The following is a 19,736-nucleotide window of genomic DNA, read 5'->3' as shown; positions in this document are numbered from 1 at the left end:
CATGGATTGATCAGACAAAAAACGGCGCTCTCGGGCGCCGTTTTTTTATATCGACCCTAGCTTCAGCCCTTGGTGAGCATCATGTACATCTGGATCACCATGTCGGGCGAGAACGTGAACGGCACCCAGCCGTGGCCGGTGTGGCGCATGACCAGCAGGCGGTCGCCATTCGACTGTTTCTGCACGGCCATGACGGGGTTCTTCGTCGACACGAAGCGCCAGCCCGGCGGGATGCCCGGCGGCGGTTCTGGCGTCATCGAGGCGCGCGCGTTCGACAATTCCTCGATCAACTGCCCGATCTGCTCGGCACGCAGCGCGACCGTCTGGCCGCCGATCGTCATGGTGATTTCGTTTTGCGCTGGGCGGTTGATTTCGAGCGTGGGCTGCACCTGGGCGGCCGGCTCTTCGCCGGACTCTGCGGCTTCTGCCGCTATTGCCGCCGTCGTTGCCTCAGGCGCAACGTTTTGCGCTTTTAATTCCGATGAGGCGTGATTCGCCGCCGGCGTTTCCTGCGCTGCCACCTCTGCGGCGTTTGCAGCGTGTGCGGTTGTCTCGGGGATGTTTTCGGCCTGCGGGGCCACGACAGCCTGGATGAGCTGATCGACGCCCATTTCCAGCGCGCCGAGCTGTTCGTGAAGATTCATGCGAGCTTTCTCTGGTAAGACCCACGATTTTAACTGCTGCGCGTAGGCTTTTACCTGTCGCAAACACAGTGACGTTGTAACAAAGTGCGTGCGGGCCACGCCGGATCGTTTGGCGCGGCGCGACCTGCGTGATGCTGCTTTCGAGAGCCGGTGCGTCGTAGCCTGCGCGATTGGGCTCATGCCACCCTGCGCGGGCCAGGCGCTGCCGCTTATGCCGCGTCAGCGCTTTTATCAAGGCTTCAAATATCCGGCCTGCCTGAACCATTCGATCGCATCGCTCAAGCCCTCGCGATAGGGTCGCGCGCGATAGCCGAGTTCGCGTTCCGCCTTTGCCGAGGTGAAGTACATCTTGTTCTTCGACATCTTCAGACCGTCGACGGTCAGGAACGGTTCACGTTTCGTGATCTTGGCGACGGCTTCCGCGCCTGCGGCGAGCGGATAAAGCGGCCAGCGCGGCAAACTCAGCGTTGGCGCCTTGCGGCCGGTTAGCGCCGCGATATCCGCGAGCATTTGTTGCAGCGGCAGATTTTCGCCGCCGAGAATGTAGCGCTCGCCGATCTTGCCGCGTTCGAGCGCGAGAAAATGGCCGGCGGCCACGTCATCCACATGCACGAGGTTCAGCCCCGTGTCGACGAACGCGGGAATCTTGCCGAGCGCCGCTTCGACGATGATGCGTCCGGTCGGCGTCGGTTTCACGTCGCGCGGACCGATCGGCGTGGACGGATTGACGATGACAGCCGGTAGGCCATCTTCAGCGATCATGCGCTCCACCGCGCGTTCGGCCAGCACCTTGCTGCGCTTGTACACGCCGATCGCCTGGTCGGCTTTGAGCGGCGAGGTTTCATCAGCGGACTGGCCGGAACTGGTGACTTTCAGCGTGGCCACACTGCTCGTGTAGACAATGCGTTCGACGCCCTCCTTCAGCGCCGCGCGCATGGTCGCTTCGGTACCTTCGAGATTCGAGCGCTCGATTTCGCTCGGGTCCGGCGCCCACAGGCGATAGTCGGCGGCGACGTGCAGCAGATAGCGCACACCGCGCAGCGCGTTGCGCATTGACGCTTCGTCGCGCATATCGCCCACGACGATTTCCGCATCCAGCGCCTCGACGTTTTTGCGCGGACTGGTGGCGCGCACCAGCACGCGCACCTTGAAACCCTTTTGTTGCGCGATGCGCGCCACCGACGAGCCGACGAAGCCGGATGCGCCGGTCACGAGCACGAGATCGCGATTCTGTTCGGTCATTCTGTTTGATTCCCTGCGTGACAGTCGACGGATTGTACGTGTCGCGCGGGCCGCGTGTCGCGCCGGGGGACCGAGGCGCGCAGGCGAACTGAGACGCGGCCGAGCATTCTCGTCGCGACACGTCTAGAATGCCGGCTTGAAAGAATGTGACGAGAGGACGGCATGGCCCCGGATCTGGACCAGCGGATCGAAACATATTACGTACGGGTGCGCGGCACCGTGCAGGGCGTGGGCTTTCGCCACGCCACTGTGCGGCAGGCCCACGCGCTCGGTATCAAGGGATGGGTGGCGAATCTCGACGACGGTTCCGTCGAAGCCATGTTGCAGGGCTCGGCCAACCAGGTCGACCGGATGCTGTCGTGGCTGCGTCACGGGCCGCCGGCGGCGCGCGTCACCGAAGTGACCGGCGAGGAACGCGCAACCGAAAAGCGTTTCGAGCGGTTCGAGCAGCACTGAGCACGTGAGCTTCACCCAAAACTAAGGCGGCGCGCCATCGCCTCGATAGCGCGCCGCCTTGTAGTTCGCGCGTCCTGTTTGTCCGATTAGTCAGCCGATAACGCTTTGCGCCTAACGCGCCACCAGCAAACTTTCAGCGAATCCCCATCCATCTTCGATCCATTGATGGCTGCACACGAAACCCGCATCGTCGGCGATCGCGGGCACTTCGTCCGCGCGATATTTGTGGCTGCTCTCGGTCCAGATCGTTTCGCCTGCCTTGAGCGAGACGGTCAATTGCGCTGCGCCCACATGCGCGGTGACATCGCGCTTCGCACGCAAATGCATCTCGATGCTGCGCGCGTCCGGATTGAAGCGCGCGACGTGTTCGAACGCATCGAGCGGAAAGTCGCCGTCGAGCTCCCGATTGATACGCGCCAGCAGATTCAGATTGAACGACGCGGTCACGCCGACCGAATCGTCGTAGGCTGCCACCAGCACCGGTATCGGCTTGATCAGATCTGTGCCGAGGAGCAACGCGTCGCCAGGCGCAAGCATGTTGCGGATATCGCGCAGAAAACGCGTGGCCGCAAGTCTGCCGAAATTGCCGATCGTGCTGCCAAGAAACAGGACGAGTAAGCGCTCGTCCGCCGCGCGGTCCTGGCTCACCTCGGCGAGCCCGGCCAGGTAATCGCGTTCGTAACCGACGATCGAAATCCGCTCGATGTCGCCAAGTTCGCGCCTGCACAACTGTAATGCGCTGCGCGAAATTTCAATCGGGAAGTAAGAAGTGGGGCGCTTTTTACACAGCGCTTCCAGAATGCGCCGCGTTTTGCGGCCGCTGCCGCTGCCCAGTTCAGCGACGGTCACGTCGTGCGGCAGATGCGCGACGATGTCCACTGCGTGCTTCGCGAGCAAGCGCTCCTCGGCGCGTGTCACGCCGTATTCGGGCAGTACCGTGATCACTTCAAACAGCGCAGAACCCACTTCGTCATACAGATACTTCGACGGCAACTCTTTTTGCGGCGTGTGCGTGAGTCCGGCGCGCACCTCGGCGGCGAAGGTGGCGCGGAGCAGGTCGGGCGATGCGTCGTGCGATAGGGCTGGCTGGGTCATGCTGGCTCCAGTAGTCACATTCGATGAGCGGGATTGCTGGCCGGGCGGCGGCAGGTGCAACGGAGCGCAGTTGCTCGCAGTTGCTGTATGCCGCGGGAAAGAAGGGCGGGCTCTGTCCGTATGGACTGCCTATGCCGGCCCGGCTCGTTGATGCTGTGATGACAGTTGAAAATGACGGTTGCGACGGATATCCAAGATGTCTCAGATGACGTTGCAAACGGTGCCGCTAGACTGCGTAGCAAGATTCGCGCTTGCGCAACTGCGCTCAAAGTTGCCGGCGTTGCAACTGCGGATTCGCCTGTCGCGCGTGAAGTTATGTTCTAGTGCATCGGCGCGCGATGCGCACGGGAAAAATTGCTATTGACTGCAAGGAACGAACGGGCACGTTGTTCGGGAACCCGTCTAGAATGCCGGCTTGCATCTCCTGTCGAAGATAAAAACGCAGCGCTTGATACGCACTACCCGCCGCACTGCCTGCTTGTGAGACTTTACTTCCAATGACAATAACTCGATGCGTGCAGCCGTATGCTGCGCCGCACACACCTGCACCGCATGTCAAAGCGATTGCGCCACGGGCCGCGCAATGAACCAGTATGACCCAAAGCGCGGTATCGCGTTGTCGGTCGGCGCGTCGGCGATGTTTGCTTTACTGTCGGCTTACGCTAGGCTGCTCGCGCCGTTGAGCGGTCTCGACATTTTCGCGTGGCGTATTGTGTGGACTGTTCCCGGGGCGTTAGTGCTGATCATGTTGCGCAAACGCCTGCCGATTCTCCGGCAACTTCTTTACCGCATGGTGACGGAGCCGACGCTCGGCGCGGCGATGGTTGTCAGCGCGGCTTTGCTGGGCGCGCAACTGTGGGTGTTCCTATGGGCGCCGCTGCATGGGCGCATGCTCGAAGTCTCGCTCGGCTATTTTCTGCTGCCGCTGGTGATGGTGCTGGTGGGGCGCTTCTACTATCGCGAGAGCCTCGACGGTCTGCAGTGGCTCGCTGTTATCTGCGCCGCGTTGGGCGTCGTGCATGAACTGTGGATGACGGGTGCCTTTTCGTGGCCCACCTTGCTCGTCGCGCTCGGCTATCCGCCGTATTTCGTGCTGCGCCGCAAAATCAACCAGGATTCGCTTGCCATGTTCACCGTTGAAATGGCGCTGCTGTTGCCCGCGGCGGCTGTGTTCATCATCATCGGTGGTTCGTTGACGATGATCGGCGGCCGTATCGACATGTGGTGTTTGCTGTTGCCGGGACTCGGCGCGCTCAGCACCATTGCGCTGGCTTCGTATCTGAAGGCGAGCCGTTTATTGCCGGTCGCCTTGTTCGGCATTCTTGGCTATGTCGAACCGGTGTTGCTCGTGTTTGTCTCGATCACGCTGCTCGGCGAGACACTCAGCGCCGCACAGTTAGCCACGTATGTTCCGATCTGGATGGCGGTTGCGCTGACGGCCTTGCATAGCGTGCGGCTCATTCGGTTTGCGCCGCGTTAATACGCCGCACGATCCGTATTGATCCGGGTTGCGCCGACCTGTGCCTCGATCGCTTCGCGCAACGCCGGCCGCCAGCCAAAACCGAACAATGCTTCAGCGAGGACGAATAGCGGCCCGATCAGCAGACCGATCACGTCGTCGACGAATGCCGGCTTGCGATGTTCGTAGGCGACGTGGCCGATGAACTGAAACACCCAGCCGACCACGAAGAGTCCGATGCCGGCGGCGAGCCAGGTGAGGGTAGTTTGCGCGGCGAGCCACTCCCCGCACGCGACGCACAGTACCGATACGACTGCCATCATCACGCCGAGCTGCACATCGAGCACGAGGTAATAGACAGTCGCTGCGGCGAACAACACCCACGCGGGCGACAACGCAAACGGCAGCGCGCCGAAACTGAAAGCAGGCCTGCTCAACAACACCGCCAGCGCCAGCACGATCATCGGAATGCCGATGAAATGCGTGGCGATATTGCGCCGGTCACGATGGTAGGCCGCGTATTGCGTAAGCTGTTGCGTCAGCGTTCTCATGGATGCCGCTCCTCAATCAAAGCCAGCATAATCGCGGGCAGCGGAATTTGAAACCATCGGGTAGCCGACAATCGGGCACGGATACCGTTCTATGACTGCGAGTTTTTCATCCAATGAGCTTGCCGTGCGGCTTGAACGCAGCGCGTGGTTTCGCTCGGCGCCCGCTGCCATGCGGGCGCAACTGATCGAAGCGGGCCGTGTCGAGCGCCTCGCGGCCGGTCAACGGCTCTTCACACGCGGCGATTCCGACGACGGCCTCTATTGCGTGCTCGACGGTCTCGTGAGAATTGGAGCGGCCAGTTCGGCCGGCAAAGAGGCGTTGCTCGCAGTCATCGAGCCGGTCAACTGGTTCGGCGAGATCGCGCTGTTCGATAATCGCCCGCGAACCCACGACGCGTATGCCGAACGCGATTCCGAGCTGTTTCATGTGTCGCGCGCCGCGCTTGCCGCGTTGCTCGAACGCACGCCTGAGTACTGGCATGCCTTCGGTTTGCTGTTGACGCAAAAGCTGCGCCTCGCTTTCGACGCCATTGAAGAAGCAGCCTTGCTTCCCGCCGCGCCGCGCGTGGCGCGACGCTTGTTGTTGATGGCTGGCGGTTACGGCGAACCCGGTGCATTGCGGCGCGTACTCAAAGTGCCGCAGGAGGACCTGGCGATGATGCTGGCTTTGTCGCGGCAGACCATCAATCAGGTGCTCAAGCAGTTCGAAGCGCAGGGTGCATTGAAGTTGGGCTATGCGGAAATCGAAATTGCCGATGTGCGAAAGCTCAGCGCGCTAGCCGAGCTGAATCCGGCAACGGATTGATCGCCTCGATCTACCCGTAAATCTACGCGCAAAGCGCGACGCTGCCTCCTCTATACGTCCACTCACGCGCCACCGCATCTTTATAAGCATTTTACGGCGCACCCCTATTTCTTTGGCGATTCGCTACACCAAGCCCGGTAAGGTCGAGGCACCCCCGGTCAGGAAGCGAACTTATGCATGGAAATAGCGCTCTGGATGGTGTCCAGGTACAACGAAACCTTCGCCGCAAAGTCGGCCTGAAGGTGATGTTCGCGGCGATCGTCTTCTCGTTCGCCGCGGCATCGCACGCCGCCGACGCGCAGTCGGCGTTGCCGTTGGCCGCTCCAACTGTCGCGAGCGACGCAACACTAGACACCGGCTTGCCGGCGCTCAGCGATATCACCGCCATGCTGCGCGCGCAGTTTCGCGTTGCGCCATTGGAATCCATGAAGATCGCTCGCGCGGTATTGATCGAAGCCGAGCGTCAAGCCATCTCGCCGGTATTGCTGCTTGCCGTGATGTCGGTCGAGTCGAGTTTCGACCGCCACGCGGTCAGCATCGCAGGTGCGCGAGGGTTGATGCAAGTCCTGCCCGCTGCACATCCGCAATTGATTGCGGGCACAACCGACTTATCCGATCCGGCAATCAACGTGCGGATCGGCTCGACCATTTTGCGCGGCTACCTCGATGAAAGCGGCGGCGATCTCGACGCCGCGCTCGTTCGCTACAGCGGCGGTGGTCGCGGTTACGCGCAGCGCGTCGTGCTGCGGATGCAGTGCCTGGACGCAAGTTTGCGCCACGAATGATGAACTCATTCGTGGCGCATTCCTCCTCGGACGTTGTTGTTGCTCCAGCGCTTTAGCGCTTTAGCTCATCGCTCCGGCAAACTCGGCGCGCAGATCCTGCAACCTGTCGCGCGCGGTGCCCAGACGCTCGACGAGTTGTGCCGACGCGCGCGTGATCGGCATACGCGTTTCGTCGGTCATTGAATGATCGAATGCCAGCATCGCCTTGATCGCGGACGGATTGGGCGCGGCGAACAGCAGACGCAATACGGGCAGCAAGCTTGCGAACAGATTGCGCTCGTCCGGGTCACGATCGGCGCGGATCAATTCCTGTACGGCAACCAGCAGGTCCGAGCAAACATGCGCGCTCGCCAGAATGCCACCTGTGCCGCCGTTGTGCAGACAGTCGTCCAATGCTTCATCGGTGCCGCACAGCACGTTGATCGGCAGGCCGCGCAGCTTGCTGAAATGGTCCTTCACGCATTCCTTGATTGCGACGATGTTGCTGTATTCGACCAAACGCGCAACCGTTTCAGGCGCGATCGTCACACCGGTCCGATGCGGCACGTCGTACAAAACGATAGGGCGTTCGGTGGCGAGTGCGGCCTGTTCGAAATGCCATTGCACGCCGGCCTGATCCGGACATACGTACGACGGCGGAGACACCAGATAGCCCGCGCAGTCCCAGCGCTCATAGCGCTGAATATCGTGCAGGACGTCGCGCGTATTGGCGCCGCCTACGCCGATCAGCATCGGCAGACGGGAGCCGATCACATCGGTCAGCGCCTGCAAGACGGTGAGGCGCTCGGATTCCTGTAACAAAGCGGCTTCGCCCGTCGTGCTCAAGGCGACAAAACCGCTGATCTCCGTGCGCAGGTAATAGTCCGCTAGGTGCTGCAACGCGTCGACATCGACTTCACCATTGCGAAACGGGGTAACGATGGGCAACCAGATTCCTGAGAACATGATTAGCGCGCCTTTGCGACGGCATGGCGGCGCTTCAATGGTCCGATGAGTGCTGCAGGGAGTGTCGAGATCAGCGTATGCAAGGTGAAATCGAGGTCGTCGAGCGCAATGTCGAGTTGCACGCGCACTTCTTCGCGCACGGCCTCCGTGCTGACCACATACACGCCGAGCGGCGAATGAAGCAGTGTGCGGAGCTGGGTGCCAGGAAGATCGTGCGGGGGATGAGGCAGGGTGATCTGCAAGCGGGCGCGAGCCGCGGGGAAGGGGATGACATTGTTGCGCTGGACCGGCGGCGCGCCGAGCGGCTGCGTTTCGAAGTTGTCGATTGATTGCGTGAGTGCCATTTGATGCGGCGTTCGTTGACGCCATGGTTGATCAAGACAGTTCGAGATTAGACGTCTACGGGTAAACGCAGTGCAAAAATTGGGGTATCCGCTGAAAAAATCGCGCGCACTAGACGAGTTGCTCGAAGTGAATCAGCAGCCGTGGCGGCAAGTTGTGTGCGCTTCAACCAGGCCCATGCGACGCGCCCATAAAAAAAGGCGAGTCGTGAGACTCGCCCTCCCTGAACGGCAGAGTTCGGCTTCGATTAACTACAGATGCCTGGCCGGTGCGTGCCGAAAGCCGATCACGTGTTATTGCGTTTTCGTCGTGTCGGTCTTTGCGCCGTCGGTTTTTGCCGGGGCATTGCTGGCCTCTTTCGCGCTCTCCGTCTTTGTCTTGCTTGCGCTTGTATCTACAGCAGTCTTCTTGGTGGCCTTATGGGTCTTTGCCGTGTGGCTGGCGGAAGCCTTTTTCACTTGCGACTTCGTTGCGGCCTTGGTCGGCGCTTTGGTCGTGGCGGTGCTTTCGTCCGTGGCGCTGGTTTGCGCGGCGGTGCTCGCCTTCAGATTCGCTTGACCGGCGGGTTGCGTTTGCGCAGGTTGCGCGGCCGCCGGTGCTGCGGTTTGTGCGAATGCGGTCGACACGACGAGAGCGGAAGCGAGAGCAGCGAAAAGCGTCTTCATGATGTAACTCCTGGTTAAACCGGTTGTTCTTTATGTCGCGGCTGAAATGTTTCAGCGCTGCCGGTTTAACGTTGGCCGGAAGACAGCAGTTGACGGCGCTCTGGTGACAAAACGTAACGGCGGATACATATCGGGGTTTTGAATCAGCCTGAAGCGGTTTCACCTCCCAGCCGCGAAGGCGACGCGGAAATCCCGTACCTTCGCGCCTGGGCAATTGCGTGAATGCGTGAATGCGCTATTGAAACGGATTCTGCACGACGCCCGGTTTCGCATCCGGCTCGTCCTTCACCTTCGCCGGCAGATTGGCCTGTGCCTGCAGTGCGGCCACTATCGCATCGATCGCTTCCTTCAGCGCCAGTGCCGCCTTCAACCCGCGCTGGTCCTGCGTCAACTCCAGCGTGCCGTTCAGCACTACGCGCGTGGTGCCGTTGCTGACGGTGAGTGCATCGCCCTGGATGTTGAGCACGTCGTCATCGTTCGAATAGGGTTTAAACACCTTTTAGTCCTCCCGGTCGCTGATCTTTGAGATTCTCCGGAATGCCCGGAAAACGGATACCCGATGCTGTCTCGAGTTCGTGAATCGTCCTGATGTCATAGCGGTTGGTCGAGACGTTGTCCACCACCACCGCGAACGCCATCTGCCGGGACGGCACGTAGACCACCTTGAACAATTGCGTCGGCACGAAGACGCGTGTCGGTCCAATGGTCTGCAATTGCTGGCCGCTGAAAATCGGCCCGGTGATGACATAGGTATCGTTGTACAACATTGCGATCTTGCGCACCGACGTTTCGATACGCGCCCACAAGCGCTGATTGTTCTCGCGATTTTGCGGCACGACGTTCGCCAGCGAAAACGATTGTGCCATCGCTTCCTGATTCCAGCGATTGCCTGCCGGACTCATGTGACCGCGATCGAAGCCGCTGCGTTTATAGTCCGCGAGCGTCGCGCCTTCGCCGTCGGGCAAGCGCGCGTCTTCGAAGAACTTGTTGGTGCGCACCATGTCTTTGGCGGCTTCGATATGGTCGCGCGTCAGATGCTCCGCGGACCACAAGGGACCATGCGTGATACCCGAATGCAGCACCGCGAAATCGCTATAGCAAAGCATGCGCGTTTTCGGCGCCATCTTCTGATTAGTCAGAACCGGCCATTGCGCATTCGGGGTGAACTGGGTGCAGGAGGGTGCCGCGCTCGCGTGAGCGGCAACGGCGAACAACAGACAGGCAAACCACTTCTTCATATGTCAGTCAGTTGATTGATCGGGGGCGCAAGTATAGCGTCGCGAGCCGGTGTCGAGTTACGTGGAACGCAGAAGAACATGAAGGAAGAAAGTGGCGTTGGCGCAGTGCCCGCAGCGATGAAAATGCTGCGAGCGGAAGAAGCCGAAGACGCGGAAGAAGCACGGCAAAAACCGCTGCACCAAAAAAAACGGGCCGCTTTGCAGCGACCCTAATGCGTGGAATTCAAACTCTACGTACGCAAACTTAAGACGGACTTAAGCGCGCGGAATGCGGAATGCGGAACGCGGAAATGTGGGCCGATGGTCGAACGCGCACACGAACCCACTCACCACGCGCGCAGGCAGCGCGGTTTGGATGGGTGGAAATTTCGACCGACGAAAAAAGCGCCGAAACCTAATTGCCGAAAACACTGTGTTCGGCGTGCACATTCTGGCGATCGACAGCTTGCAAACGCCAGAAACCGCTGGTCGGCGCGTGTGTCGGCAAGGCTGTCCACGCTGCGGCACCTTGCGCCGCGCTCACGCGTTGTTTGCGATCGACGTGCAATCCGCGCAGCGTGCACAGCGGCGCATCCGTGCTCGGCGCACAGAGGGTCGTCACGCCATTGTCGTCGTGTAACTCGCCCCACGGGGGCAGATCGATCCCTTGATGCGCTTCCCTCGACCACCGATGTTCGTCGGTGTCGAGCCATAACACAGCGTAGTCGTGGCTGACGGTGGGATCAGAACCGTTGATGAGGATGGTCAGGCGCATGGCAGTTCCGTACAAATTGCGAAGTAATGCTTTATCAGTCTATGTCGCGACGCGTGTTATGCAAGGCGAAAAGGCGCGGCGATCGGGCACGAAAAAAACTTACGCGCAGCGCGCATGGCTGTACGATAGCCGCGTCCGAAAGGCATTTCGTGGAGGCGGGCCATGCTGCGTCGATTGCTGCAACTCACGATGGTGGCGGGATGCCTCGGTGCGATATCGACGCTCAGTGCAGCCGCGGACAGTCCCCCCTTCGCCGCGCCCGCGCCGATCGTCTATGTGTCCGACTTCGACCTCGACGTGGCCAACGTGACACCTGACAGCGGACCGGGGCAACGTGTGCGCCGCCTGCGCGGTCTGTTGCCGAGTGGCCCAGGACCGATGGGCAAGGACAAGAATCCGCAGGACCACGCCAAGGACATCGTGAACGAGATGGGGGACGCGCTGACTGCGGACCTGAAAAAAGGCGGTGTCGACGCGCGCCGTATGGCGCCCGGCCAACCATTACCCGCAACGGGTTGGCAAGTGCGAGGCGTGTTTCTGAGCGTCGACGACGGCAATCGTCTAAGACGTGCGATGGTCGGTTTTGGTGCGGGTCAGAACAATATTCAAGTGGCGGTGTCGTGCGACAGCCTGGCGACGGCCGGTTTGCCGCCGCTCTACGAAGCCGTCGAAGAAGCCGACAGCAAGGGAAAGCCGGGCGCGGCGATCAAACTCAATCCGTACGTGATCGCGGCGAAGTTCGTGATGGCGAGCGGTGACGAGAAGAAGACGATCAAGAAGACCGCGCAGCAGATCTCAGATGCAGTGATTGCCAAGCTGCACGGGGTGGCGCAGTGATTGATGCACTGCTGCCCACCCCGACGTAATAGGCAAATGCGATAGGCAAGCGGCTCAGGCCAGATCCAGCGTGCCGGTCAAATCGCCAAGCGGCGCCAGGCCATTCTCCGCAAAAGCCCGATCTCGCAGAACGACCCCATCGAGCGGCGCCAGTCCATGCACGCGGCTAATCAGGCGAAGAATCGAATTGGTGTCGTACACCGTATGATCGACATACCCCTTCTTCGCCAATGGCGAAATCACTAACGCCGGAACCCGCGATCCCGGCCCCCAGCGATCGCCCTTCGGCGGCGAGACCGGGTCCCACCAGCCGCCGTTCTCATCGACCGTGACGACTACTACAGTATTGGCCCACTGCGGGCCGCGCTGAATATGCTCGATCACATTCGCGACGTGACGATCCCCCGATGCGACGTCCGCATACCCTGCGTGCATGTTCAGATCGCCCTGCGGTTTGTAGAACGTCACGGCCGGTAACCGCCCCGCGTCGATATCGGCGATCAGACGATTGGTGGACGCGTCGTCGCCGAGGCCCGCATCGCGCAGATACTTGCGCCGCGCGGCGGTGCCCGGCGCGTAATTGGTGAAGTAGTTGAACGGCTGATGGTGGTACTGGAAATCAGGCACCGCGCCCGTGTCCTGATGCTCCAACGCGTACTGCCACGCACCGCTGTACCACGCCCAGTCGACGCCCTTGTCCGTCAGCCGGTCGCCGATCGTCGCGTAGTTTTGCGGCGGCATCACGCGCGGATTCGACGGGTCGGCGAGCGCGGGATTGCCGCCTTCGGCCGGCCGCACGCTGCTCGGTTGGTAGGGCGGCGCCATCGTGTTGACGGCGTAGCCGTCGGCGGTAAACGCGCCGTCGTTGACGAATTTCGGCGGACCGTCGAGCGCGGACGCCGGCGAATCGGCCGCCACCTTGAGCCGTGTGCCGGTCGGATCGTCGCCTTCCACCACCGAGACCATCTTCTTCGCCGGACTGTTGTGGATGTCGGGATAGAACGGTGCCTGCGCGGAGATCAGGAAGATGTGGTTCAGCCACGAACCGCCGAAAGCCGCCATGAAGAAGTTGTCGCACAGCGTGTATTGCTGCGCGAGGTTCCACAGACGCAGCGTGTCGGCGGAATTGCGGTAGTGCCCCATCACCAGGCCACCGGCGTCGCCCCATGCAGCGAACTGATTGTTGCGCCCGGCGTTGATCTGCATCTGGTTCTGATAGAAGCGATGCACAAGATCGCGCGTGATCACACCATTCGGCAACGGTGCGCCTTGCGCGTCGGTAATATGGAACGGGCCGTTGCGCAGGTTGGCAATATCCTTCTGACCGATCATGTAGCGTTTGCCGTCCACCTCCTGCGCTTGCGGCACGAGGCCGCCCCAGATTGCCGGCAGGCGCGGCAGCGGCGTCTTGCCGTCGCGGTCGAGTTGCAGATAACGCTCGGCGCTCACCGCATCGAGCGGATACTGGACGCCGGGAAAGTTGCCGTACAGATTCGCGAAGCTGCGGTTCTCGGCGTAGATCACCACGATCTGCTTGACCTGGTCGCGTAACGCGGCGTCGAGCCGCATGTCAGCGGCACTGTGCGGCACCGTGCCGCTCGCGATACCTTGGTCAGTCTTGCACCCGGTTAGTGCCAGCCCGATGCCGAGCGCCGCGAGTCCGGTCAGGACACGGCGGCGTTCAGGATCGTCGGGGGTGTCGTCGGGGTTCGGCGGCAGGGTGGAGTCGTTGTCTGTCATCGGTATCTCTCGGAGTTTTGCGTGACGGGCGCTTCACAGCCAGAAAGCTACCGCTCGGGGCGGCGTGCGCGCGGCACCGGGTTCAGAATCGAGGTGGCCGGAAGGTTCCGGCACGGCTAGGGTAATCGTCGCTTCACGCGCCAACTGTTGTGCGTCGAGTCGACGGCGAGCAGAAGCCAATGTCGGGCGTCCACTGGATGACGCCGCTGAGTAGCGTAACCGTCAACGGTCAATTCGAGTTCATCGAAAGTCCGCCGATGGCAAGTGGCATGCGCGCCGGAACCGTCCGCGAATTCGACTATCGCCGCGGCCGCGCGGGCCGGCTCGGGCAGGTGCGCGATTTGCACTGCGCAGCCCGGATATAGATGTGAGTCGGCAACCTGGATCTGGACGGAATCGGACATGGGTATGGCCTCCGGACGCCTGGCGGGAGCCAAAGCGCGGCAGTGAGACCTCGCGCGATGGACCGCATCAAAGCATAGCACCGCGCGAAACGAAAATGACCGCCGTGTGCTTCGCGCTATCATGTTGATCTGTATCCGATGAACAGCAGAGACAACGGCAAAGACGGCAGCCAAGATGGCAAAAGAAGAGCAGACAGGAGCGGGACGCAAGCAAGCGAGGCCACGCGGCGCGACAGTTTCGACTCCACGAGACGACGCGGCGCGGTCCTTGGCGGACGGCGCCGATTCCCCCGATTCCACCGATGAAGAGAGCACCGGCGGATCGACTTATCTCGTGCCAGGGCTGGAGCGCGGCCTGCGCATCCTCGCCGAATTCAGCGCACGCGAGCCGATTCTGGGCGCGCCCGAATTGTCGAAGCGCATCGGCATTCCGCGCACCACTACATTTCGTCTGCTGCAAACGCTCGAAGCTTTAGGCTTTCTCGAGCGCGTGAACGGCGACCGTTATTTCCGTTTGAGCGTCGCGGTGCTGCGGCTCGGTTTCGAATATCTGAGTTCGCTCGAACTGACCGACGTCGGCACGCCGATTCTCGAACGTTTGCGCGACGCGACCGGCCTCAGCACGCATCTGCTGATCCGCGACCAGCGCGACGTGGTGTTCGTCGCCAAAGCGCAAACCCATGAGCCAATGTTCAGTTCGGTGAAGGTGCATGTCGGCACACGCTTGCCCGCGCATGCCACGGTGCACGGTCAGGTGCTGATGGGCGATTTGAGTTTCGAAGAATTGCGCCAGTTGTATCCCGAGCCGCAGCTCGAACGGTTCACCGAACGCACGCCGGCGACTGTCGAAGAACTGTACGGAAGAGTGCGCGAAAGCGCGGCGCTCGGCTACGCGTTGAGCGAAGCGTCTTTTGAACGTGGCATTTCAGTAGTGAGCGCGCCGGTGCGCGACCAAAGCGGCAAGATCACGGCCGCGTTGACGGTCACCATTCCCCGTTCCGATATCGGCGAAGCGGAAGAACGCGAACCGCTCATCATCGCGGTTTGCCAGGCGGCGCTCGAATTGTCCGAGCGGCTCAGCTATCGTCCGCGGCCGGATGATCCGACCGCGGCTCAAGCGCGTCGCAGATCGGTTGCGGCGAACTGATATCAGAACGAGTGGTGGATACCGGTCAGGAAAATCGTCTGGTTCCGGCCGCTCGACACACCCGCCGTAAAGAACGCGGCGTCCGTATTCGAGCCCGCGCGCTCATACAGCGCATTCACATACAACTGCGTCGACTTCGACAGCGCGTAGATATCGCCGATCTCGAACTGCGTCCAGCGATGGCCGGCCATCGTCGTGGTCGCGGCACCGCCGGCAACGCTGTTGAGCGGCGTGAACTGATAATTCGCGCCCACGTCGTAGCTCTGATACGTGTCCGAATGGCCGGACGATTCCAGCTTCACACGCGTGTACAAACCATGCACGAGCAGCTTGCCGAACTGGTATGACGCGCCCGCGCCCATGTTCTGGACCTTGCCCGCCGTGTAGTTAGCCGCCGCGACACCCTGGAAGCTGGTGATGCCCGTCGTCACGATCGACGGCGTACGGTCGTGCTCATTCGCATAGGTCGCGCCGGCCTTGAACGGACCGTTCGCATAGCTAAGCGCAAAGCTCAGTGTCTTGCCGGTCGAGAAGTTGGTCGTGTTGCCGAGACCCATCATCGCGCCGACCGAGAAACCGGCGAAACTCGCCGAGCGGAACTTCACCGAGTTGTCGAACGGCACCACGCCGGTGTCGGCGAGTTCGTCGATGTTGCCCGGGTGGAACGCGTACCAGCTCGCAGCCTGATAGGCCGTGCTCAGCGGACCCAGCACGTCGAAGCTGAAGGGCGTCTGATGGCCGAGTGTCACCGTGCCGAACTGGTCCGAACTCAATCCGACAAAAGCCTGGCGATTGAACAGCGTGCCCGCCTTGGCGAATGCCCCCGTGTTGGTATAGAAACCGTTTTCAAGTTGGAAAACCGTCTTAAGACCACCGCCCAGATCCTCGACGCCCTTCAGGCCCCAGCGGTCCGGCTGCATGTTGCCCTGCTCCTCGATCCACTTCGAATGGCCACCCGCATTGCTGATGTACGCAATACCGGCATCCAGGCTGCCGTATAACGTCACGCTGCTTTGCGCCCAGGCGCCAGTCGTTGCGCAGATTGCCGTCAAGCCGGCCGCCGCAATGATGTGCTTCACCGTTGGTTCTCCTGATCACACGACGGATAGCTCGCGCCGATTTCGTCGTCCCTGATCCTTGCTTTGGGTTGAATGCAGCTTCGGGTTTATGCGCCAAAACTGCTCCGCTTTGTGTTCCATCTATGGGCGTTTGTATCGCCTATGGAAAATTATAGTGAGTCTGGAAGCGGCCAAAATAAATTTTCGGACCCCGTACAAACCCGCATGCGGGCTGTTGCATTTGTCTGAAAATTATGGGCAAACCCAAGCCCAGAACGGCTCTCAAGCAAACAGGACCATTCACGTCAGTTCACGCAAAGCCGTGTTGTGAACGCCACAGTCGGTGTTTTCCCCTACCAGCCCAGATTTTTATTTTCTCGAGCCAAAGCCCCTCCTATAATTATCCATACACGAACTGCTGTTCCTTATATGGAACATAAGGCTTCAGGAGAAGGCGAGAAATGACTGAACAATGGCGCTGCGCCGGCCATGCCGGTGACCTGTCCGAAGACGCGCCGCTCGAGTTCAAACTCGACGGCACCGAAATCGGCATCTACAAGGTGGGCGATGCGCTGTATGCGCTGGAAAACGTCTGCCCCCATGCGTACGCGCTGCTGACGCAGGGCTTTGTCGACGGTGACACCGTCGAATGCCCGCTGCACGAGGCCGTGTTCCATATCCCGACCGGCAAATGCCTGAAAGAGCCGGGTGGCCGCGACCTGAAGATGTACTCGGTACGCCTCGCCGGCGAAGAAATCCAGATCAAGGTGGAATGACATGCGAGAACAAACCGTGAACTTCAATCCCTTCCTGAAGCCGTGGCTCGCGCCGCAGCCGAACAACGTTGCCGGCAAGGGCGTGATCGAAAAGCCGGGCGAGACCGAAAACTTCATCTGGCAAACGCGCAAGGCTGAGCCGACCCAGTATGAAAACGACTTCGGCGATGCGTTGGAAAAAGTTTTCGAAGCCGGCGCGAATGAGTTGCAGGAAGTCGTCGACGGTTTGAACCGCGTGGGCTTCCGCACGCCGGAAGGCAATGCGTGGGATGCCGATCGCCTTGCCGCCGAATTCCGCCTGCTCGCTGAATAAGCGCGCTCTCCCGCACACGTCTCTTCGCTTTCGCATCCGGAGTCTTTTCATGACGTCCCCCAATACAACGACTCAAGGCGCGGCCGACCCGATTCAGTCCTATCTGAACCGTGGCCTGCGCAACTACTGGTATCCCGTTGCACCGAGCTGGCAAGTCGGCGACGCGCCGGTCGGCGTCACGCGCCTCGGCGATCAGATCGTGCTGTGGCGCGACAAGGAAGGCAAAGTCCGCGCGCTCGAAGACCGCTGCCCACACCGCGGCGCGCGTCTGTCGCTCGGCTGGAACCTCGGCGGCAGCGTCGCGTGCTGGTACCACGGCATTGAAATCGACGGCGGCGGTACGGTCACGAAGGTGCCGGCTGTCTCGAACTGCCCGCTGGAAGGCCAGAAGTGCGTGAAGTCATATCCGGTCGAAGAGCATGCCGGTGCGATCTTCCTGTGGTTCGGCGACGAAGCACATAAGGAATCCGCGCCGCTCGTGCTGCCGGAAGAACTGGTGGGCGACGAGTACGCGAACTTTCTGTGCATGTCGAACTGGAAGTGCAATTACCAATACGCGATCGACAACGTGATGGACCCGATGCACGGCGCCTATCTGCACGCGACGTCGCACTCGATGGCTGAAGGCGACAAGCAGGCCGATATGCGCGTGCGCAAGACCGAAACCGGTCTGATGTTCGAAAAGGTCGGCCAGCGTGACGTGAATTTCGACTGGGTCGAGCTCGGCGAAACCGGCGCGCTGTGGATGCGCCTCGCGATTCCGTACAAGAAGAAGTTCGGCCCGGGTGGCAACTTCGGGATCATCGGCTTTGCTACGCCGGTCGACGAAAACAATTGCCAGGTTTACTTCTGGCGCACGCGCAAGGTGTCGGGCTGGCAGCGCGACGCATGGCGCTTCATGTATCGCAACCGTCTGGAAGGTCTGCACTGGGCCGTGCTGGAACAGGATCGCTATGTTCTCGAAAGCATGGCGCCGAATGCACGCGAGCACGAATTCCTCTATCAGCACGACGTCGGCATGACGCGTGTGCGCCGCATGTTCCGTCAGCGCGCGCAGCAGCATTTCGCTGAACTGGACGCGTATCACGCTCAAGCCGCTCAGGCCGGCGCCGCGCACACCGAAGCAGCAGGCCACAGCCATGCATAACGAAGCGTCCCCGGCATTGGCTGCACTCCAAGGCAGGCGCGTTCTCGTGACGGGCGGCGCGCGCGGCCTCGGCGCGGCGTTCGTTCGCTCGCTGGTGCAAGCCGGCGCGCAAGTCGCGTTCGGCGATGTGCTGCATGACGAAGGCCGGGCGCTCGCGGCGTCGCTGGTCGAGCAAGGCCATGCAGTGACGTATCTGCCGCTCGATCTCGCCGACCCCGCCAGCATCAAGCAGTTTGCCGATCGGGCCGCGGCTCAACTCGGCGGGCTGGACGCGCTGATCAACAACGCAGCGATCACCAACTCGGGCGGCAAGTTCGCCGACGAGTTGTCGATCGATACGTGGGACGCCGTGATGAACGTCAACGTGCGCGGCACGTGGCTGATGAGCACCGCCGCATTGCCGTATCTGCGCGACTCGGGCCGCGGCAGCATCGTCAACATCGCGTCGGATACAGCGATGTGGGGTGCGCCGAAGTTGCTCGCGTATGTCGCGAGCAAGGGCGCGGTGATTTCGATGACCCGCTCGCTGGCTCGCGAATTCGGCGCACATCAAGTGACGGTCAACGCCATCGCACCGGGTCTCACCGAAGTCGAGGCCACCGCCTACGTGCCCGCCGAACGTCATCAGTATTACCTGCAAGGCCGCGCGCTCACGCGCGCACAAGTGCCCGACGACGTCACTGGGCCCGTGCTGTTCCTGTTGTCCGATGCCGCGCGCTTCGTGACTGGCCAGTTGCTGCCGGTCAACGGCGGCTTCGTGATGAATTGATCTTGTCGAATCGAAAGGAGAAAGAGATGGCGGACGCCGATATCGAACGCAAATCGTGGGAACAACCCGCGGACGCGAGCTTTGCACAATGGTTGGACAGCCGCGTCGCGCGCCTGGAAACGCGTCGTTATGACTGGGATGCGCTGAAGTTCCAGGCCGACTACGACCCGAAATATCGCCGCGCGCAAATGCGCTATGTGGGCACGGGCGGCACGGGCGTCGCGAAGGACATGAACACGGTGCCCGCAGGCGGCTTCACGTTTTCGACGATGGTGATCCCGGCCGGCAACATCGGTCCGAGCCATATCCATATGGATGTCGAAGAAATTTTCTTCGTGCTGCGCGGCAAGATGAAGGTGATCTGCGAGAAAGACGGTGAAACGTGGGAAGCCGTGCTCGGCGAGCGCGATCTGATCTCGGTGCCGCCGGGCGTGTATCGCACGGAAGTGAATATCGGTGAAGAAGATGCGTTGATGTGCGTGATGCTTGGTGCAGCCAAGCCGATTACGCCGACGTATCCGCCGGATTCTCCTTTGGCCAAGCTTAAGCGCTAAGCCCTCAAGT

The 19,736-nt window shown here is 61.2% G+C and carries 25 protein-coding genes; 12 read left to right on the top strand and 13 right to left on the bottom strand.

The genetic code is table 11. The features are described 5' to 3' along the window. Positions 1-62 precede the first annotated feature (62 nt). A complete protein-coding gene (locus M0D67_RS27135; RefSeq protein ID WP_266240425.1) occupies positions 63-644 on the bottom strand; it encodes a hypothetical protein in 582 nt (193 codons plus the stop codon). 231 nt (positions 645-875) lie between these two features. Then, the gene (gene hpnA / locus M0D67_RS27130; protein ID WP_063500557.1) at positions 876-1,886 is read right to left on the bottom strand and encodes a hopanoid-associated sugar epimerase; all 1,011 of its coding nucleotides are present in this window, start codon (positions 1,884-1,886) and stop codon (positions 876-878) included. A gap of 162 nt (positions 1,887-2,048) precedes the next feature. Here hpnA and M0D67_RS27125 point away from each other — a divergent pair, with 162 nt between their 5' ends. After that, positions 2,049-2,342, top strand: a complete 294-nt coding sequence (locus M0D67_RS27125) for an acylphosphatase (RefSeq protein ID WP_120293712.1) — start codon at positions 2,049-2,051, stop codon at positions 2,340-2,342. 111 nt (positions 2,343-2,453) lie between these two features. Here M0D67_RS27125 and egtD read toward each other — a convergent pair whose 3' ends face one another. Beyond that, the gene (gene egtD / locus M0D67_RS27120) at positions 2,454-3,437 is read right to left on the bottom strand and encodes an L-histidine N(alpha)-methyltransferase (protein WP_266240418.1); all 984 of its coding nucleotides are present in this window, start codon (positions 3,435-3,437) and stop codon (positions 2,454-2,456) included. Between the two features lie 583 nt (positions 3,438-4,020). Here egtD and rarD point away from each other — a divergent pair. Beyond that, positions 4,021-4,917, top strand: coding sequence for an EamA family transporter RarD (gene rarD / locus M0D67_RS27115; RefSeq protein WP_154562958.1), 897 nt, complete (start codon positions 4,021-4,023; stop codon positions 4,915-4,917). Here the strand turns inward: rarD and M0D67_RS27110 are convergent. Next, on the bottom strand, positions 4,914-5,447 hold the full coding sequence (locus M0D67_RS27110) for a DUF962 domain-containing protein (protein WP_266240417.1): 534 nt from the start codon (positions 5,445-5,447) through the stop codon (positions 4,914-4,916). The genes rarD and M0D67_RS27110 overlap by 4 nt on opposite strands. Before the next feature lie 91 nt (positions 5,448-5,538). On the opposite strand from M0D67_RS27110, the gene M0D67_RS27105 reads away from it, so the two are divergent. Together M0D67_RS27105 and M0D67_RS27100 are read left to right on the top strand one after the other, a co-directional pair. Further along, positions 5,539-6,252, top strand: coding sequence for a Crp/Fnr family transcriptional regulator (locus M0D67_RS27105; protein ID WP_266240416.1), 714 nt, complete (start codon positions 5,539-5,541; stop codon positions 6,250-6,252). Between the two features lie 173 nt (positions 6,253-6,425). After that, positions 6,426-7,037, top strand: coding sequence for a lytic transglycosylase domain-containing protein (locus M0D67_RS27100; RefSeq protein WP_266240415.1), 612 nt, complete (start codon positions 6,426-6,428; stop codon positions 7,035-7,037). A gap of 60 nt (positions 7,038-7,097) precedes the next feature. Here the strand turns inward: M0D67_RS27100 and M0D67_RS27095 are convergent, their stop codons facing one another. From M0D67_RS27095 to M0D67_RS27075, 5 genes are all read right to left on the bottom strand, one after another. After that, on the bottom strand, positions 7,098-7,982 hold the full coding sequence (locus tag M0D67_RS27095; protein ID WP_266240414.1) for a 4-hydroxy-tetrahydrodipicolinate synthase: 885 nt from the start codon (positions 7,980-7,982) through the stop codon (positions 7,098-7,100). Between the two features lie 2 nt (positions 7,983-7,984). After that, positions 7,985-8,326 carry a hypothetical protein gene (locus M0D67_RS27090; protein WP_266240413.1) on the bottom strand — a complete coding sequence of 114 codons (342 nt, stop codon included), beginning with the start codon at positions 8,324-8,326 and terminating at the stop codon, positions 7,985-7,987. A gap of 291 nt (positions 8,327-8,617) precedes the next feature. Next, on the bottom strand, positions 8,618-8,989 hold the full coding sequence (locus M0D67_RS27085; RefSeq protein WP_154562970.1) for a hypothetical protein: 372 nt from the start codon (positions 8,987-8,989) through the stop codon (positions 8,618-8,620). A gap of 235 nt (positions 8,990-9,224) precedes the next feature. Beyond that, the gene (locus M0D67_RS27080) at positions 9,225-9,485 is read right to left on the bottom strand and encodes a hypothetical protein (protein ID WP_154562972.1); all 261 of its coding nucleotides are present in this window, start codon (positions 9,483-9,485) and stop codon (positions 9,225-9,227) included. Next, entirely contained in the window at positions 9,478-10,227 is a 750-nt protein-coding gene (locus tag M0D67_RS27075; protein WP_266240412.1) for a DNA/RNA non-specific endonuclease, read from the bottom strand. Before M0D67_RS27075 ends, M0D67_RS27080 begins: the two co-directional genes overlap by 8 nt. Before the next feature lie 78 nt (positions 10,228-10,305). Between M0D67_RS27075 and M0D67_RS27070 the strand changes: the two genes are divergently transcribed. Next, positions 10,306-10,440 (top strand): hypothetical protein, encoded by a 135-nt coding sequence (locus M0D67_RS27070; protein WP_266240411.1) that lies wholly within the window; start codon positions 10,306-10,308, stop codon positions 10,438-10,440. Positions 10,441-10,621: 181 nt separating this feature from the next. On the opposite strand, the gene M0D67_RS27065 is transcribed toward M0D67_RS27070, so the two are convergent. Beyond that, on the bottom strand, positions 10,622-10,981 hold the full coding sequence (locus M0D67_RS27065) for a DUF3564 domain-containing protein (protein WP_154562976.1): 360 nt from the start codon (positions 10,979-10,981) through the stop codon (positions 10,622-10,624). A 162-nt stretch (positions 10,982-11,143) separates the two neighbouring features. Here M0D67_RS27065 and M0D67_RS27060 point away from each other — a divergent pair, with 162 nt between their 5' ends. Further along, positions 11,144-11,818 carry a DUF4410 domain-containing protein gene (locus M0D67_RS27060; protein WP_154562978.1) on the top strand — a complete coding sequence of 225 codons (675 nt, stop codon included), beginning with the start codon at positions 11,144-11,146 and terminating at the stop codon, positions 11,816-11,818. Between the two features lie 54 nt (positions 11,819-11,872). Here M0D67_RS27060 and M0D67_RS27055 read toward each other — a convergent pair whose 3' ends face one another. After that, the gene (locus M0D67_RS27055) at positions 11,873-13,558 is read right to left on the bottom strand and encodes an acid phosphatase (protein ID WP_266240410.1); all 1,686 of its coding nucleotides are present in this window, start codon (positions 13,556-13,558) and stop codon (positions 11,873-11,875) included. Between the two features lie 116 nt (positions 13,559-13,674). Beyond that, positions 13,675-13,962 (bottom strand): hypothetical protein, encoded by a 288-nt coding sequence (locus M0D67_RS27050; RefSeq protein ID WP_266240409.1) that lies wholly within the window; start codon positions 13,960-13,962, stop codon positions 13,675-13,677. 175 nt (positions 13,963-14,137) lie between these two features. On the opposite strand from M0D67_RS27050, the gene M0D67_RS27045 reads away from it, so the two are divergent. Further along, positions 14,138-15,109 carry an IclR family transcriptional regulator gene (locus M0D67_RS27045; protein ID WP_154562982.1) on the top strand — a complete coding sequence of 324 codons (972 nt, stop codon included), beginning with the start codon at positions 14,138-14,140 and terminating at the stop codon, positions 15,107-15,109. Positions 15,110-15,111: 2 nt separating this feature from the next. Here the strand turns inward: M0D67_RS27045 and M0D67_RS27040 are convergent, their stop codons facing one another. Next, the gene (locus tag M0D67_RS27040) at positions 15,112-16,188 is read right to left on the bottom strand and encodes a porin (protein ID WP_266240408.1); all 1,077 of its coding nucleotides are present in this window, start codon (positions 16,186-16,188) and stop codon (positions 15,112-15,114) included. A gap of 440 nt (positions 16,189-16,628) precedes the next feature. Between M0D67_RS27040 and M0D67_RS27035 the strand changes: the two genes are divergently transcribed. The 5 genes from M0D67_RS27035 to M0D67_RS27015 are packed head-to-tail and all read left to right on the top strand — an operon-like array spanning position 16,629 to position 19,726. Continuing rightward, positions 16,629-16,943: a non-heme iron oxygenase ferredoxin subunit gene (locus M0D67_RS27035; protein ID WP_020068683.1), complete on the top strand. Its 315-nt coding sequence runs from the start codon at positions 16,629-16,631 to the stop codon at positions 16,941-16,943. A gap of 1 nt (position 16,944) precedes the next feature. Next, positions 16,945-17,256: a recombinase-like helix-turn-helix domain-containing protein gene (locus tag M0D67_RS27030; protein ID WP_154562984.1), complete on the top strand. Its 312-nt coding sequence runs from the start codon at positions 16,945-16,947 to the stop codon at positions 17,254-17,256. Positions 17,257-17,305: 49 nt separating this feature from the next. Then, entirely contained in the window at positions 17,306-18,403 is a 1,098-nt protein-coding gene (locus M0D67_RS27025) for an aromatic ring-hydroxylating dioxygenase subunit alpha (RefSeq protein WP_154562986.1), read from the top strand. Then, the gene (locus M0D67_RS27020) at positions 18,396-19,172 is read left to right on the top strand and encodes an SDR family oxidoreductase (protein WP_154562988.1); all 777 of its coding nucleotides are present in this window, start codon (positions 18,396-18,398) and stop codon (positions 19,170-19,172) included. The genes M0D67_RS27025 and M0D67_RS27020 overlap by 8 nt, the downstream gene beginning before the upstream one ends. A 26-nt stretch (positions 19,173-19,198) precedes the next feature. Next, on the top strand, positions 19,199-19,726 hold the full coding sequence (locus M0D67_RS27015) for a cupin domain-containing protein (protein WP_154562990.1): 528 nt from the start codon (positions 19,199-19,201) through the stop codon (positions 19,724-19,726). Positions 19,727-19,736 lie beyond the last annotated feature (10 nt).

It is taken from the genome of Paraburkholderia sp. SECH4, from assembly GCF_030511745.1.
GTDB lineage: Bacteria > Pseudomonadota > Gammaproteobacteria > Burkholderiales > Burkholderiaceae > Paraburkholderia > Paraburkholderia madseniana.
Note: the sequence above shows the minus strand (reverse complement) of the source record. Positions and strands in the feature narration are given on the sequence as shown.